The sequence below is a fragment of the Dehalococcoidia bacterium genome (assembly GCA_035310145.1).
Taxonomy (GTDB): Bacteria; Chloroflexota; Dehalococcoidia; order CAUJGQ01; family CAUJGQ01; genus CALFMN01.
In genome coordinates, this window is sequence record DATGEL010000061.1 from 62,527 (window position 1) to 76,896 (window position 14,370).

A 14,370-nucleotide genomic window follows, 5' to 3' on the forward strand; every position below is an offset into this window, starting at 1 on the left:
CGCACCACCGTAACCGGCTCAGGGTGGCGCGGCCGTCGACGTGCGGGTCGAGCTCCCGCTCTGGTGAACCGTCGCCCTCTGGATCTTCGCGGTGGGACGAGTGACCACCGCCCCGCCCGCGTGGCGGAGCATGCTCGCGCCGCGGCGCTGCATGAGGGTCCTCCGCGAAAAGTGCTTACCATGGCGGGGGCAGGTGTGGGGAATCTGCCCGCGGCCGGCGCGGAAGCGGCCAACAAGTTTCACGGGGAAGCGGCTTCCGGATTATGCGCGAATCCAAACGGTTGACACCAGGGCTGCGGGCAGGAAGCGCGGGCTTGCTGCTCTTTGCGGCCTGGACGCTAATCGTCCGTCTCGGTCTCTCAGATCTGGTATCGAATCCGCTCGATCATACCATTCGAGCGGCGCACAGCGCGTGGCTGCTGCGGCTCGACCGCGTTCTGGCGCTCCCCGGCACGCCGGTCCTGTCGGCCGCGGTAGTGCTGGTGATCTGCGCGGCCACCGCGCAGCACAACCCCTGGCGAGCCGCCGGTATCCTCGCAGCGTTCGCGGTCGGATTGCTGATCGAGGCCGCACTGAAACAGTGGCTGTTCTATCCCTCCACCGGGTCCTATCCCAGCGGCCACGCCCTGCGCGCGCTGTTTCTCGCCGGCGTGAGCGCGCCAGTGGTGAAACGGCGGTCCCTGCGGCTCGGCCTGTTTGCGCTGGCGCTGGCGGTTGGCGTAAGCCGTGTCTCAGTGGGCGACCACTACAGCGACGAGGTGATCGGCGCCTGGCTGCTGGGCTGGTCGCTTGCCGTGGTCGCCCTTGCCCGGCTCCTGCCTGGGCCGGCGGCCGCCTTGCCGCCCGCTCCGGCCAGCGATCGCGAGACGGCAGCGACACGCTGAGGGGCCCCAATTCCGCTGTCACAGAGCTGACGCCACACGGTGGCATGTCCTCGTGGCCCGTTCCGGCCTCATGCGCCCGGTGGCGGCGCGAGCGTGCGTCGCAAGCCTGAGGCATGAATCGCGGTTGAGGCTGCAGGAATCGCTCGCGGCTTCGATCATTACCCTGGGCAGGCACCACCGCGCGGGCTGCTGCGCCATCCCGGCGCCGTGGCTCGCCTGGAACTCGCTGGCTGCCGAGGCAGGCGTGGGCAGGGAAGTCGTACGACTTCCCAACCGGATCTCTACCCGCTGCCCACCCATAAGGCTGGCCGGGGGGCAGGCCGGTGTCATACAACAGATGCGAGCGTAACCGGGTTACGCACCGGTCACAGTAGAGTTGCTGAATGGTTTGCGGGCAGACGCCGGAGCGGCCGATCGCTGCGCGGGGTGATCCGTTCACCGATGCCATCGGCGGGCTTCGGCGGCCCACTGCACATTGACCGGCGGCAGGCGGCGAATCGGGATCAGCCCGCGTCTGGAGCCGGGAAAGCCGCAGCCCCGCACGGCATAGGGGGCATAGGGACGGAGTGGCAGGGATGACGATTCTTGTTGCCGAAGACGATGTTGATCTCCTCGATATCCTTTGTTTCGCTATTCGCCGAGCCGGCCACGATGTTGTCGCCGCACGCGACGGAGCCGCGGCTTTGGAGCTGTTCAGGCGGAAGGAACCGCAACTCGTGTTGCTTGATGTGCAGATGCCGCGCATGGACGGCTGGGAGGTTTGTAAGGCGATCCGGGACGAGTCATCAACGCCGATCATCATGCTGACCGCCCGCTCGGCCGATGAGGATGTCGTGCGAGGGCTCCAGTTGGGAGCCGACGACTACATCTGCAAACCGTTCAGCCCGACGCAACTGCTCGCGCGCGTGCAGGCCGTTCTGCGACGGACGAACGAGAATCCGACGCAACCGCGCCTGGGATGGCAGACGATCAGCGCGGGCGATCTGCGCCTCGATCCGCAGTGGCGCCGCGTAACGCGCTCGGGGCACGACATCCATCTGACGCCGATCGAGTTCAAGTTGCTGTACGAACTTGTGCTGCACGAGGGCCAGGTCTTGCCGCACCAGACACTCACCGACCGCGTGTGGGGGTACGAAGGCGTCGATGACGCGAGCTTGTTGAAGGGGCACATCCGCAATATGCGGCGGAAACTCGAGGATGACTCCGCTTCGTCCGGCTACATCCAGACCGTCGCCGGCGTGGGTTATACCTTCCGCCGCAAACCCGAGTCGTCTGAAACTCGGGCGCTGCCGTGAGGCGCGGGCGGCAGTGCTCGCCTGAGCGAGACGGCTGTCTCATGGCTGGCGTCGGCTTGTCTCGCTGACCCGACGCCCGCGACGCCGTAGCGCTGCACAACCTGGACGCTCGATGCGAGCGACTGCCGATGCTGTCCTCACCGATCCCGGCCTCCGCTTCGACCGGGAGCAACCATCTGCTCGCCCCGGGTTGCGGCAGTGGCGGCTTCGTGGAATCTGCCTGCACGGACCGGCAAATGCTGCCGTGTGAGCAACCACCCGCGGCGCCGATTACCCGACCGGGCGTGTTCGCGGCGTTCAGGGACTTCTTCCCACGCCGCCATGCGCCGGGCGCGCGTTGCAGCTCAGCACGGAGCAGTGCGCGGCGGTGGTCCGGTGGACGTCCCACAGGCGGCCACCGATCGCCATACGGTCTCGCCGGAGGCGGCTGAAGGGGTATGCAGACCGTTCCCCGACACAAGGCCTGGCACGCGCTGCAGGTCTACACGATCCGCTTCCTCCCTCTGCCGTTGCGGGTGAAGGAACGGCTGGTCTGGCTCCTCTCCCCGCGCTACCGCCTGGGTGTGCATGCCGTGGTCACGGATGCGGCCGGCCGGGTGCTCACCCTGCACTCGAGCTACTCGGGCCGCTGGCAGCTGCCCGGCGGAACCGTGGACTTCGGCGAGAGCTTCGACACGGCAATGCGTCGAGAGGGTTTCGAGGAGCTCGGCCTCGCCTTCGCCGCGCTAGAGCGGGTGGGCACCTGCAGCGATGCCACGGGCCGCCAACTGCATGCGATCTATCGCGCTGTACTCATGCCCGGGTCGATTCAGCTCAGCGTCGAGCACCGCCGCTGGCGATTTCAGCAGGCGAGCAAACTGTCGCCGTTCTATCGGGCCATCGTTTGCCAGGCGCTCGATCCGACTGGCGGTGAGGTGCGCTTGCCCGGCTGAGCCCCGCGGGGATTGCTGCGGCGGCACGCTGGCGCCTGGAGCGCCGGAGTTGGCTGGGCATCACCAGCCACCGAAGCGGTCGGCCGGCGATCGGCGACCAGCGCGTCGGTACACCGCGACCGTTCGCAACTGTCGCGCGCCAGATCCGCACCTGGCTTTCACCGAATGCCGTCTTGCTCGTTCCGCCGTCGCGCCCTATGCTCTCGCCAAACCGTTATATCCTAACAGCCGCTTCGCAACGTCGAATTGATATGCCGTCGCGTTTCGAAGTGATGCAGAGAGGGAACCCGCCGTGCCGAGCGTACCGCATATCTCGGACGCCCTCTGGGATCGTCTTCGCCCAATTATCGCCGGAGGCGACCCAGCCACGGTGATGGATCTCGGCGTCGGTCGATCGCTCGTGGATGCGGTGCTCTACCGGGCGATCACCGGCGATGCATGGCTGGATCTTCCCAGCGAACTGCCGCACGACGACCGGGCATGGCAAACCTACGAGCGCTGGAAGCGGAGCGGCGTTCTTCACCAGTTGTCTGCCACGCTGCACGTCGATCTGGATGATGCGACGATTGTGCCCGCGGTCGAAGGGGTCCGAGGCGGCTAGCGCCCGGGCAGCGGCGCCGCCCGGCGATCCCGTTCTGCCACATCCGGCCCAGAACGAGGGGCAGCGCCTGGGTCGTAACTTTGGCAATATCCGCTGAACGGCGCCGATCATCCTCCCACCGAGGCGACCTTCCGAACGGCCAGCCCTTGCCGGCGCCGCGAACGTCGAACCGGCCGGCCAGGGCGCACCGTGCCACCTGTCTGCGCGCCGGAGTCGAGCTTCGGCCTCGCTCGAACCTTCAGATCCAGCGACGCCTGCGTCCTTCGCGCCTGGCCGAGAGTGCGCTGAGGGCCAGCGCCGGCCTCCACGGCCCGCGGCCGGCCGAATGCGGTTCAATGCCGGCCCGCTCTCGCCAGCGCCGTTTTCTCCACCAAGTCTTCACGGCCGCCCCACCCGAACGGCGATGCCCTTAGCCATACCGTAACCATTGGAGCCGGCGCACCGCTTCTGTCTACCACGGTCGCCGGCTGCCGGCACCGGCGCTGCGTTGACGGAGAGCAACCCATGAAGGTCCTGTTTGCCAGTGGCGACACGGCACTGCGGGGCATCGCAGGCTACGGCCTGGAGTGGCTTGGGCACGAGGTGCAGACCGCCGCCGATGGCGTTGACGCGCTCATGCTCTGGCTGAACGGCCGCCACGATGTGGCGCTGCTCGACGGGGACCTGCCCACGCTGAGCGGTTTCGATGTATGCCGGCTGATCCGCCTGAGCTCGGCGATTCCCGTCGTCTTGTTCCTTCGTCCCCTGGATGAGCAAGAGTTGATTCGCGGCTATGAAAGCGGGGCCGACGACTGCATCATTAAGCCATTTGGTATTCGGCAGTTGCAGCTGCGAATCGAGGCGCTGCTGCGGCGAAGCGTGCAGTCGCCGTCCACACCACGGAGACACGACAGCGTCCAGGTCATCTTCGGCGACCTGGTGCTCGATCGCCCGCGGATGTCCGTTCAGAAGAACCACCAACCGCTGACTCTGACGCGAACAGAGTTTCGTATCCTCGAATACCTCATGGAGCGCGCTGAGACCATCGCGCCCGCCGACGAGCTCGCACGATACGCGCTGGCAGACTCATCGGCCAGCGAACGCCGTAGCTTAAAAGTGCACATTTCGCGCCTCCGTCACAAGTTATCGGTGGTTGGTGGAACACTCATCGAGATTCGATCGTTTCCGCGCTACGGCTACGGATTAATGAACAGACAAGTGATCCGACCAGCCGAACAACGAGACGTGGAGATGCACCGTTCGCCGGAAATAGACAGGAAGTCGATGGCGGGGCTGGACGGTGCGGTGGTGGTTGATTTGCAGCCTCTGGGGAGAGCGAAACCATGACTCGTATCTGTGTTATTGGGGCGGGATACGTCGGCCTTGTCACCGGCGCCTGTCTGGCTGAACGGGGACACGACGTCGTCTGCCTGGACACCGATACCGCCAAGGTCCAGCAGCTCCGGGCCGGCGATTCGCCGTTCTACGAACCTGGTTTGGACGAGCTGCTCGTGCAGGTGCGTTCCAGCGGTCGCATCCGCTTTACGCATAATTATGCCGACGCCATCCCCGGTGCGGAGGCAGTGTTCATCGCCGTCAATACGCCATCAAGCGCCGAAGGCCAGGCAGACTTGATGGCAGTGAGGGCTGCGGCACGCGACCTGGGGCCACTGCTGAGTGCTGATACGGTCATCGTCAACAAGAGCACCGTGCCGATCGGCACCGGCGATCTCGTAGCGTTCCTGATCGCTCAGTGCACTCGTGTTCCATTCAGCGTGGTGTCGAATCCAGAATTCCTGCGCGAAGGCTCCGCCGTACACGATTTCCGCCATCCGGATCGACTCGTGCTGGGCTCGCGCGATCCTGAGGCGGCTCGGCGTGTCGCCGCGCTCTACGGTCCGCTGGACTGCCCGATACTGATCACGGACATTCGCACCGCAGAAATGATCAAATACGCTTCGAACGCGTATCTTGCTACCCGTATCTCCTTCATCAATGAGATTGCCGCCGTTTGTGAACGACTCGGTGCGGATGTCACCGAGGTCGCGCGGGGAATGGGCTATGATCAGCGGATCGGCCCCCAGTTCCTCAACGCCGGCATCGGTTGGGGCGGCTCCTGCTTTCCGAAGGACGTGCGCGCACTTATCCACATGGCGGCGGCAAGCGGATCGCATCCGCAACTGTTGCGCGCGGTGGTGGAGATCAACCATGACCAGCGTTTGGGCGTGATCCAGAAGCTGAAGCACTATCTCGGTTCGCTGGAGGGGCGGACGATCACGCTGCTCGGGCTCTCATTCAAACCGAACACCGATGACCTCCGCAACGCACCCTCCGTCGACCTGATCGAGCTGCTGCGCCAGGAGGGGTGCCACATTCGCGCCTACGATCCGGTGGCGCTGGAGCGGGCCCGCCGGGAGTTGCCCGACATCGAGCTTTGCGCCGACGCCTACGCGGGAGCGCGGGACGCGGATGCCTTGGTGCTCGTCACCGAGTGGGAGGAGTTTCGGCGGCTCAACTTCGGCACGCTGCGCCGGTTGATGCGCTCGCCGCTGGTGATAGACGGACGCAATCTCTTCGAGCCGACGGTGATGCGGCAGAGCGGCTTCACGTACGCCGGGATCGGGCGCCCGGCAGCGCTGGCCGTGGAGGAGCGGGCCGACGAATTCGCCTACGGCGGGCGGCCGAACGCAAGCGAGCCGACGTTCGCCTCGATGCCCGCCTAACGGCGGCACGGTGCGCACGCGGCACGTTCGCCGGGATGGGTCCTGAAGTGAGGCTGGCGCCAGCGCTGATGGGCAGAAAGCGATGGATCATCGGTCCGCGACACCCCTGGGTGTGGCCGGCGGTGAAGTGGGGATGAGGTAGCAGGCGATGGCGATCCGACTGGGGACAGCAACCACGGATGGCGAAGCGGTATCCCGCGACACGCCGGCCGAGGTTCCGCAACTGTGCCACGCGGCGAGTTGGAATGGGTGGCAGCGTCCGGCCAAGCGAGCGATGGATGTCGTCGGCGCGTCGATCCTGCTGATCGTGCTGGCGCCGCTGCTGTTGGCCATCGCTCTGGCGATCAAGCTGGACAGCCGCGGCCCGATCCTCTTTCGCCAAACGCGGCTGGGCAAGGATGGTCGTTTCTTCAGCTTTCTGAAGTTTCGCAGCATGGTGGCCGACGCCGAAGCGCGCCAGGCAGAACTGGACGCCCTGAACGAGGCGGATGGCCCGATCTTCAAGATGAAACACGATCCGCGCCTGACGCGGGTCGGACGGTTCATCCGCAAGACGAGCCTGGACGAGCTGCCCCAACTGTGGAATGTCCTGCGTGGCGAGATGAGCCTGGTTGGGCCTCGGCCGCCGGTGCCGAAGGAAGCGGCGCGCTACGAAGCCTGGCAACACGGCCGCCTGGCGGTGAAGCCGGGCATGACCGGTCTCTGGCAGGTGAGCGGCCGCAGCAACGTGCGCTTCTCAGAGATGGTCAAGCTGGATTTTCAGTACATCGAGCGGTGGTCGCTCTGGCTGGATCTGAAGATCCTGCTGCTCACGGTGGTCGCGGTTATCCGCACCGACGGCGCCTACTGAATCGGCGTCCGGCCATCGATACCGGTGACGGTGAGCGTGGGGAACTGGACCACGCCGCGGGGGAAAAGGATATGGCTTCACGATCGGCATCTGCAGCGCTACCCCGCTCGAAGAGCAATGCAGCCGCATCGGTGGAGGTGCCACGCGTGACGACGGTACTGGGCAGCCCGGAACGAGTGACGAGCGAGCCGGCGCAGGGCGTGGGCGTGGCCGTTGTGGGCGCCGGCTACTGGGGTCCCAACCTCATCAGGAACTTTGCCCAGCTCGGCGATGCGCGCGTTGTCGCCGTGTGCGATCAGCAGCCGCAGCGGCTGCAAACGATCGCCCGCCGCTATCCGAGCGTCGCGCTGACGACCGATTTCAGCGACATGCTTGCCGATCCGGCGGTTGAGGCCGTCGCGATCGCGACCCCTGTTTCATCGCATGCAACCCTGGCCCGCCAGGCATTGCTGGCCGGAAAGCACGTCCTCATTGAAAAGCCGATGACCGCATCGGTGGCAGACGCGGAGATGCTGGTCGACCTGGCCTGCCAAAGGCGTCTGACACTCATGGTCGATCACACGTTTATCTATACCGGAGCCGTGCAGCGTATCAAGCAACTGGTCGCCACGGAAGAACTGGGAGATCTCTACTATTACGACTCGGTTCGGGTGAGCCTCGGAGCTTTTCAACAAGACGTCAGCGTCGTGTGGGATCTGGCGGCTCATGATCTATCCATTATCGACTACATTGTCCCGGCCAAGGCACAACGAATCAGCGCTCTCGCCGCTGCGCACTTTCCGGGAGGCGTTGCCGATGTGGCCTATCTCACACTGCAGTTCGACAACAACCTGATCGCCCACTTTCATGTCAATTGGCTCTCTCCAGTAAAGGTGCGGCAGGTGCTGATCGGCGGCAATCGCCGCATGGTGCTGTACGACGACATCGAACCCACGGAAAAAGTGAAGGTGTACGACCGCGGCGTGCTGTGGACGAACGATCCCTCGGACCTGCGCCGCACGGTGAACGTGGCCTACCGCCTGGGCGACATGTACGCGCCACGGCTCGACCAGACCGAGGCGCTTGAGGTCGAGTGCGCCCACTTCATCGATTGCGTGCGCAGCGGATCGACGCCCCAGAGCGACGGCGAAGCCGGTCTCCGCGTGGTCCGGCTGCTGGCGGCAGCCGAGCAATCGCTGCGAGACGACGGGCGGCCGCAGGTCCTCTCCCGTTGATCGCCGCGAGCACAAAGGCGCCGGCGGTTCGCGGCGCGGTGCGGACCGTTCAAGAATCCAAGGAAACAAGCGATGGGTGATCTGACTGGCGTGCGGGCTCTGGTTACCGGTGGCGCCGGGCTGGTGGGTTCTTACATCACCGATCAGTTGTTGGCGGCCGGCGCTTCGCGGGTTGTCGTCGTGGATGACTTCGTCCGCGGTCGCTGGGAGAACCTTGACGCGGCGATCGCCGGCGGGCGCGTCACCGTGCTGCAGGGCGACATTTGCGACCGCGAGCTGATCTTCGAGGCAACCCGCGAGGTTGACCTCATCTTCCACCAGGCGGCGCTGCGCATTACGCACTGCGCCGAGGAACCGGTGCGGGCGATCCAGGTGATGGTTCACGGGCTGCAGAACGTGCTCGACGCGGCACGAGAGTCGCGGGTGCAGAAGATCCTTGCGGCTTCAAGCGCCTCCGTCTACGGCGAGGCGAGCTACCTACCCATGGATGAGATCCACCCGTTCAACAACCGCACGCTCTACGGCGCCGCCAAGATCGCCAACGAGCAACTGCTGCGGGCCTATTACGAGATGTATGCGCTCGACTACGTGGCTCTGCGCCCGTTCAACGTGTACGGCCCCCGGATGGACATCTACGGCGTCTACACCGAGGTGATGATCCGCTGGCTCGAACGGCTTTCCCGCGGCGAGCGGCCGGTGATCTTCGGCGATGGCACCCAGACCATGGACTTCGTGCACGTGGAGGACGTGGCGCGCGCGTACCTGCTCGCGGCAGTTTCCCCGGCAAGCGACGTCGTGCTGAATGTTGGCTCCGGCACGGAGACCAGTCTCCGCGCCCTGTGTGGCTTGCTCTGCGAGGCGATGGAACGGCCGGAGATAGAGCCGGAGTTCCAGGCGCCGCGGAAGGTGAACCCGGTCAGCCGCAGACAGGCGTCGGTCTCGCTGGCGCACGAGCGCATCGGCTTCGAGACGAGTATCGGCCTGCGTGAGGGACTGCGCTCGCTTGTCCATTGGTTCGAGGGCATTGCGCCCGGCGCCCTGGCGGCCGTGCCATGATCCCCATCACCCGGCCATGGGTCGGCGAGGAAGAAGCGGCGGCGGCGGCCGAGGTTGTGCGTTCGGGCTGGCTTTCGCAGGGCCCCCGCGTGCAGGCCTTCGAAGTGGAGTTGGCGCGCTATGTCGGCGCGCGGTGCGCGGTGGCAACCAGCAACTGCACGACAGCCCTGCACCTGGCCCTGCTCGCGGCCGGCGTGCGTCCCGGCGACGAGGTGATCTGCCCCTCCTTCAGCTTCATCGCCACCGCCAATGCGATTGTTCATGCCGGCGCAACGCCGGTCTTTGTCGACATCGATCCGGCAACGTACACCGTCGATCCCGGGCAGCTGGAAGCGGCGATCACCGCCCGAACCGCGGCGCTCATGCCGGTGGATCAGATCGGGCTGGCGGCCGATATGGCCGCGATCCGCGAGATCGCGGAACGCCACGGTCTGCCGATCGTGGAGGATGCGGCGCCCGCGCTTGGTGCGACGGTGGGAGAAGCGCGGGTCGGGAGCCTCGCGTCGTTCACCTGCTTCAGTTTTCACCCGCGCAAGAGCATCACCACGGGCGAGGGCGGCGTGATCACGACCGACAACACCGAGGCCGCGGATCGCCTGCGTCGCCTGCGCTCGCACGCGGCCTCGACCTCCGACCTGGCCCGCCACCGGTCCGGCAGCATTGAGCTGGAGACGTACGAGGAGCTGGGTTTCAACTGCCGGATGACCGACATGCAGGCCGCGGTCGGGCTGGTGCAGTTACAGAAGCTGGAGCAGATCCTCGGCGAGCGCCGGCGGCTGGCCGAACGCTACCGCGCCGCCTTCGCCGGCGAAGCGCGGCTCGAGACCCCGGCTGAGCCGGCGGACCGGCGGCACACGTATCAATCGTATTGCGTGCGCCTGCGCGGCGGCCGGCCGCGCGCGCGGATCATGACAGAGCTGGCCGGCAAGGGCATCGCCACGCGCCGCGGCGTCATGGCGATTCACCTCGAACCGTACTACCGCCAACAAACGCCCGATCTGTGCCTGCCGGAGACGGAACGCGCGGCGGCGGAAACGCTCTTGCTCCCCCTCTACGTCGGCATGACCGGGGACGAACAGGACGCGGTCGTGGCAGCGTTACGCACGGCGCTGCGCTGATAGCCGGAGAGCAGGCATGTCGACCAGGTTAGTGCTCAAGCGGCTCACGCGACGGACAGGGCTCCGTCGCCACCATGTCGCGGCCGCGCGGATGTGCTGTGAACGGGCGCTGCTGGCGGCGGTGCCCCGCTCCCGGACGGCCGCGAGTGGGCGCATCCTCTGCTATCACTCGGTCGGGACGCCCGCCTGGGGTGTGAACGATGTCAGCCCGCGCCGCTTCGCGCAGCACCTGCACTGGCTGCTCGACGCCGGCTGCCGCATCGTGCCCGCCGAGGCGATCGCGCGCGGCCAGGCGGGCCCGCGCGACGTGGCGCTTACCTTCGACGACAACCTGGCGAGCGTCGAGCGCAACGCCGCACCGCTGCTCGCGAGCGTGCGCGTTCCCTGGACCCTCTTCGTCGTCACGGACTGGGCAGAGGGAAGGCATGACTTTGAGCGCGGCACCTTCCTCGACTGGGCCGCGATCGAGCGGTTGGCGGGGCAGGGGGCCGCGATCGGCAGCCATTCGGTGACGCACCCGAACTTCGGCCGGCTCGACGAACACCGCACGGTCGTTGAGCTGGAGCAGTCGCGGCAGGTGATCGAGCAGCGGCTCGGCATCGTGCCGCAAAGCTTCGCTATCCCGCTTGGACAGTCTGACAACTGGAACGCCACGGCACAGGCCACAGCGGAGGCGGCCGGCTACGAGCTGGTGTACGCCCAGGCCGGGGAGACACGCCCGGCCGGCACGGTCGCCCGCACGTTCATCACGCGCTTTGACGGCAAACGTCTGTTCAATGCCGCGCTGCGAGGCGCGTTCGACACGTGGGAGGAGTGGGTGTGAGCCTGCCGGCGCCACCACTGGTCTCGGTAATCGTACCGACCCGCGACCGCCCGGCGCTGCTGCGCGAAGCGCTGGGCAGCATTCGCGCCCTGGAGGGACCGGATCTGGCGCTTGAAGTTATCGTCGCGGACAACGGCGCGAATCCGGAGACGGGCGCGGTCGCTCGCGAATTCGGCGCCCGCTGCGTGCGCGCGGAACGCCTGGGAGCAAGCGCGGCGCGCAACGCCGGCCTGCGTGCCGCCAGCGGCGAATTCCTCGCCTTCCTCGACGACGACGACGTCTGGCTGGCTGAACACCTGCGGCCCCAGCTGGCGCTGCTCTCGCGGCGGCCAGAGCTCGCCGCCGTGCTGGGCCAGGCCCAGTGCACTGACGAGCAGCGAACACCGCTCTACGGCCCGGGGCCGGTGCGGCTTGCGGGCGACGGCGACGTGCTGCACGACCTGTTCGCGCAGATGCCGCAAATCGGTGCGCTCGTGGCACGTGCTTCCGTGCGCGAGACGGTCGGCGAGCTCGATGAGACGTTGCTGAGCGACGAGGATTGGGACTGGCAGCTCCGCATCGCCTTGAAGCACCTGGTTGGCTTTGTGCCGGTGCCCTGCGTGCTCTTCCGCCAGCGGCCGGTCACGGCCGACGACGATCTGCGCTGGCGGCGCTGGCCGTACACACGGCGGGTCTTTCTCAACAACGTGCGCCGGGCGAGTAGCCGCCGGCCCTCGCTCCCGTACCTGGCGCGCTGCTACCTGCGGCACTGCGGTTGGTACTATGGCATCTCTCTGTGGAGCGCCCTGGAACACGCGCATGCGAACGAACGACGCGCTGCCGCACGGGAGCTGACGCGGGCGCTGCGTATTGCGCCGCTCCACGCCCTGCGCGATCTGCCACGTCCCGGTGCCCTGTGGTCGACGTTTGGCGCGCTGATAAAGCGACCGCGGCGGCGGACAGCGGCGGCCGAGTGAGCCTGCCGCCGCGCTGACGCGGCTCGGCCGGAGGAGTCTGTGGAAGAGACCATGGTCCATGCAACGGCGCTGGTGGAATCGGAGTACATCGGCGCCGGCACGCGCGTCTGGGCGTTCGTTCACGTACTCCCGGGTGCGCGGATCGGCCGCAACTGCAACATCGGCGACCACACCTTCATCGAGGGCGGCAGCCGCATCGGCGACGGCGTCACGGTGAAGAACGGCTGCCTGATCTGGGACGGCGTGACGATCGGCGACGGCGCGTTCATCGGCCCGGGCGTCACCTTCACCAACGATCGCCGCCCGCGCTCCGCCCGCACGGAGGCTGTCACCGCCGTCGCGCCGCAGCGCGACTGGTTGGTATCGACCATCGTTGAGGCGGGCGCTTCGCTCGGCGCCCGCGCCGTTGTCGTCGCCGGCGTCCGGATCGGCGCCTTCGCGATGGTTGGCGCGGGCGCCGTGGTCACACGCGATGTTCCAGCGCACGCGCTGGTCTACGGCAATCCGGCGCGGCGGCGAGGCTGGGTCTGCCGCTGCGGGCAGTCGCTCGCGCTTGCGCACGATCGGGCTGCCTGTGCCGCCTGCGGTCTGCGCTACCGGTTGAGCGCTGCCGGGCTTGCCTGCGAGTCCGAGAGCGAGGTAACGGCGTGATGGAGCGGATCCCCTTCGTGGATCTCGCGGCGCAGCAGCGGCGCATCGCCGCGGAAGTCGAGCACGCGATCGCCGCGGTGCTGAGCCGCTGCGACTTCGTGCTCGGCCAGGACGTCGGCGCCTTCGAGGCCGAGTTCGCGCGGTACCTCGATGTGGGGCACGCCGTTGGCGTCAGTAACGGCCTGGACGCCCTGCGGCTGGCTTTGCTGGCGCTCGACATCGGGCCGGGCGACGAGGTGATCGTGCCGGCGAATACCTACATCGCCACGGCGCTCGCGGTCAGTTCCGTCGGCGCGCGCCCGGTGCTGATCGACTGCGAACCCGGAACCTACACGCTCGACCCGCGGCTGTTGCCGGCGGCATTGACGCCGCGCACGCGGGCGATCATCCCCGTGCACCTCGCCGGCCAGGCAGCCGACATGGACCCGATTCTCGGCATCGCCCGTAGCGCCGGTGTCGCGGTGATCGAGGACGCTGCCCAGGCGCACGGCACGCGGTATCAGGGGCGTGGCTGCGGGTCGCTGGGAGATATCGGCTGTTTCAGCTTCTACCCGAGCAAGAACCTGGGCGCCTACGGCGACGGCGGGGCGGTGACGACCGGCGATGCGTACCTGGCAGAGCGAATTCGCCGGCTGCGCGACAACGGCCAAACGGCGAAGTACGTCCATGTCGAACCGGGTCTGAATGCCCGGCTCGATACACTGCAGGCCGCCATCCTGCGGGTGAAGCTGCCCCATCTGGACGCCTGGAACGGCGAGCGCGCCGCGCACGCCGCCGCGTACCGCCGGCAGCTCGCCGATGTCGGCGACCTTGCGCTGCCGGTCTGCGCGACGTGGTCGACGCATATCTACCACCTGTTCATCGTGGAAACGGAGCGGCGCGACGCGTTGCAGCAACACCTGACCGACGCCGGCATCGCGACGGGCATTCACTATCCCGTGCCCATCCACCTCCAGGAGGCGTACGCGGCGCTTGGCGGCCATGCCGGCGACTTCCCGAACGCCGAGCGTGCTGCCCGGCGCATGCTCTCGCTGCCGATGTATCCCGAACTGAGCGACGCGCAGATCGCGCGCACCTGCGCGGCCGTGCGCTCCTTCTTCGAGACGGCGGCGCAGCCGGAAGCGGCGCGGCGCCCGCACGGCCAGGAGGGCGCCGCACCGCGCCGGCCATCCTCCCTGCCCGCTCGGGTGTGAGCTTGGAGCGAAACGCATGTGGCGACGGCTGCGGCAGCTTTGGGCCTACATCCGCCGGAACGACCTGACGGGCATGGACGACATCGTCGCATGAG

General features: G+C 67.2%; 14 protein-coding genes. All 14 read left to right on the forward strand.

From position 1 onward, the window contains the following. Positions 1 to 314: 314 nt before the first annotated feature. The gene (locus VKV26_12195) at positions 315 to 884 is read left to right on the forward strand and encodes a phosphatase PAP2 family protein (protein ID HLZ70652.1); all 570 of its coding nucleotides are present in this window, start codon (positions 315 to 317) and stop codon (positions 882 to 884) included. 575 nt (positions 885 to 1,459) lie between these two features. After that, on the forward strand, positions 1,460 to 2,179 hold the full coding sequence (locus VKV26_12200) for a response regulator transcription factor (protein ID HLZ70653.1): 720 nt from the start codon (positions 1,460 to 1,462) through the stop codon (positions 2,177 to 2,179). A 437-nt stretch (positions 2,180 to 2,616) separates the two neighbouring features. Then, positions 2,617 to 3,111, forward strand: a complete 495-nt coding sequence (locus VKV26_12205) for an NUDIX domain-containing protein (GenBank protein HLZ70654.1) — start codon at positions 2,617 to 2,619, stop codon at positions 3,109 to 3,111. 292 nt (positions 3,112 to 3,403) lie between these two features. Continuing rightward, positions 3,404 to 3,712 (forward strand): transposase, encoded by a 309-nt coding sequence (locus VKV26_12210; GenBank protein HLZ70655.1) that lies wholly within the window; start codon positions 3,404 to 3,406, stop codon positions 3,710 to 3,712. A 504-nt stretch (positions 3,713 to 4,216) separates the two neighbouring features. Beyond that, positions 4,217 to 5,038: a response regulator transcription factor gene (locus VKV26_12215; GenBank protein ID HLZ70656.1), complete on the forward strand. Its 822-nt coding sequence runs from the start codon at positions 4,217 to 4,219 to the stop codon at positions 5,036 to 5,038. Continuing rightward, positions 5,035 to 6,414 carry a UDP-glucose/GDP-mannose dehydrogenase family protein gene (locus VKV26_12220; protein HLZ70657.1) on the forward strand — a complete coding sequence of 460 codons (1,380 nt, stop codon included), beginning with the start codon at positions 5,035 to 5,037 and terminating at the stop codon, positions 6,412 to 6,414. Before VKV26_12215 ends, VKV26_12220 begins: the two co-directional genes overlap by 4 nt. Positions 6,415 to 6,562: 148 nt before the next feature. Next, the gene (locus VKV26_12225; GenBank protein HLZ70658.1) at positions 6,563 to 7,264 is read left to right on the forward strand and encodes a sugar transferase; all 702 of its coding nucleotides are present in this window, start codon (positions 6,563 to 6,565) and stop codon (positions 7,262 to 7,264) included. Between the two features lie 146 nt (positions 7,265 to 7,410). After that, positions 7,411 to 8,478, forward strand: coding sequence for a Gfo/Idh/MocA family oxidoreductase (locus VKV26_12230; GenBank protein HLZ70659.1), 1,068 nt, complete (start codon positions 7,411 to 7,413; stop codon positions 8,476 to 8,478). An 81-nt stretch (positions 8,479 to 8,559) separates the two neighbouring features. Next, on the forward strand, positions 8,560 to 9,534 hold the full coding sequence (locus VKV26_12235) for an NAD-dependent epimerase/dehydratase family protein (GenBank protein HLZ70660.1): 975 nt from the start codon (positions 8,560 to 8,562) through the stop codon (positions 9,532 to 9,534). Then, entirely contained in the window at positions 9,531 to 10,652 is a 1,122-nt protein-coding gene (locus tag VKV26_12240) for a DegT/DnrJ/EryC1/StrS family aminotransferase (protein HLZ70661.1), read from the forward strand. Before VKV26_12235 ends, VKV26_12240 begins: the two co-directional genes overlap by 4 nt. 16 nt (positions 10,653 to 10,668) lie before the next feature. Continuing rightward, complete coding sequence (locus VKV26_12245) at positions 10,669 to 11,475, forward strand: polysaccharide deacetylase family protein (GenBank protein HLZ70662.1); 807 nt, start codon at positions 10,669 to 10,671, stop codon at positions 11,473 to 11,475. Next, positions 11,472 to 12,431 (forward strand): glycosyltransferase, encoded by a 960-nt coding sequence (locus VKV26_12250; protein HLZ70663.1) that lies wholly within the window; start codon positions 11,472 to 11,474, stop codon positions 12,429 to 12,431. The genes VKV26_12245 and VKV26_12250 overlap by 4 nt, the downstream gene beginning before the upstream one ends. A 51-nt stretch (positions 12,432 to 12,482) precedes the next feature. Beyond that, positions 12,483 to 13,082, forward strand: a complete 600-nt coding sequence (locus tag VKV26_12255; protein HLZ70664.1) for an acyltransferase — start codon at positions 12,483 to 12,485, stop codon at positions 13,080 to 13,082. Further along, positions 13,082 to 14,275 carry a DegT/DnrJ/EryC1/StrS family aminotransferase gene (locus VKV26_12260; GenBank protein HLZ70665.1) on the forward strand — a complete coding sequence of 398 codons (1,194 nt, stop codon included), beginning with the start codon at positions 13,082 to 13,084 and terminating at the stop codon, positions 14,273 to 14,275. The genes VKV26_12255 and VKV26_12260 overlap by 1 nt, the downstream gene beginning before the upstream one ends. Positions 14,276 to 14,370 lie beyond the last annotated feature (95 nt).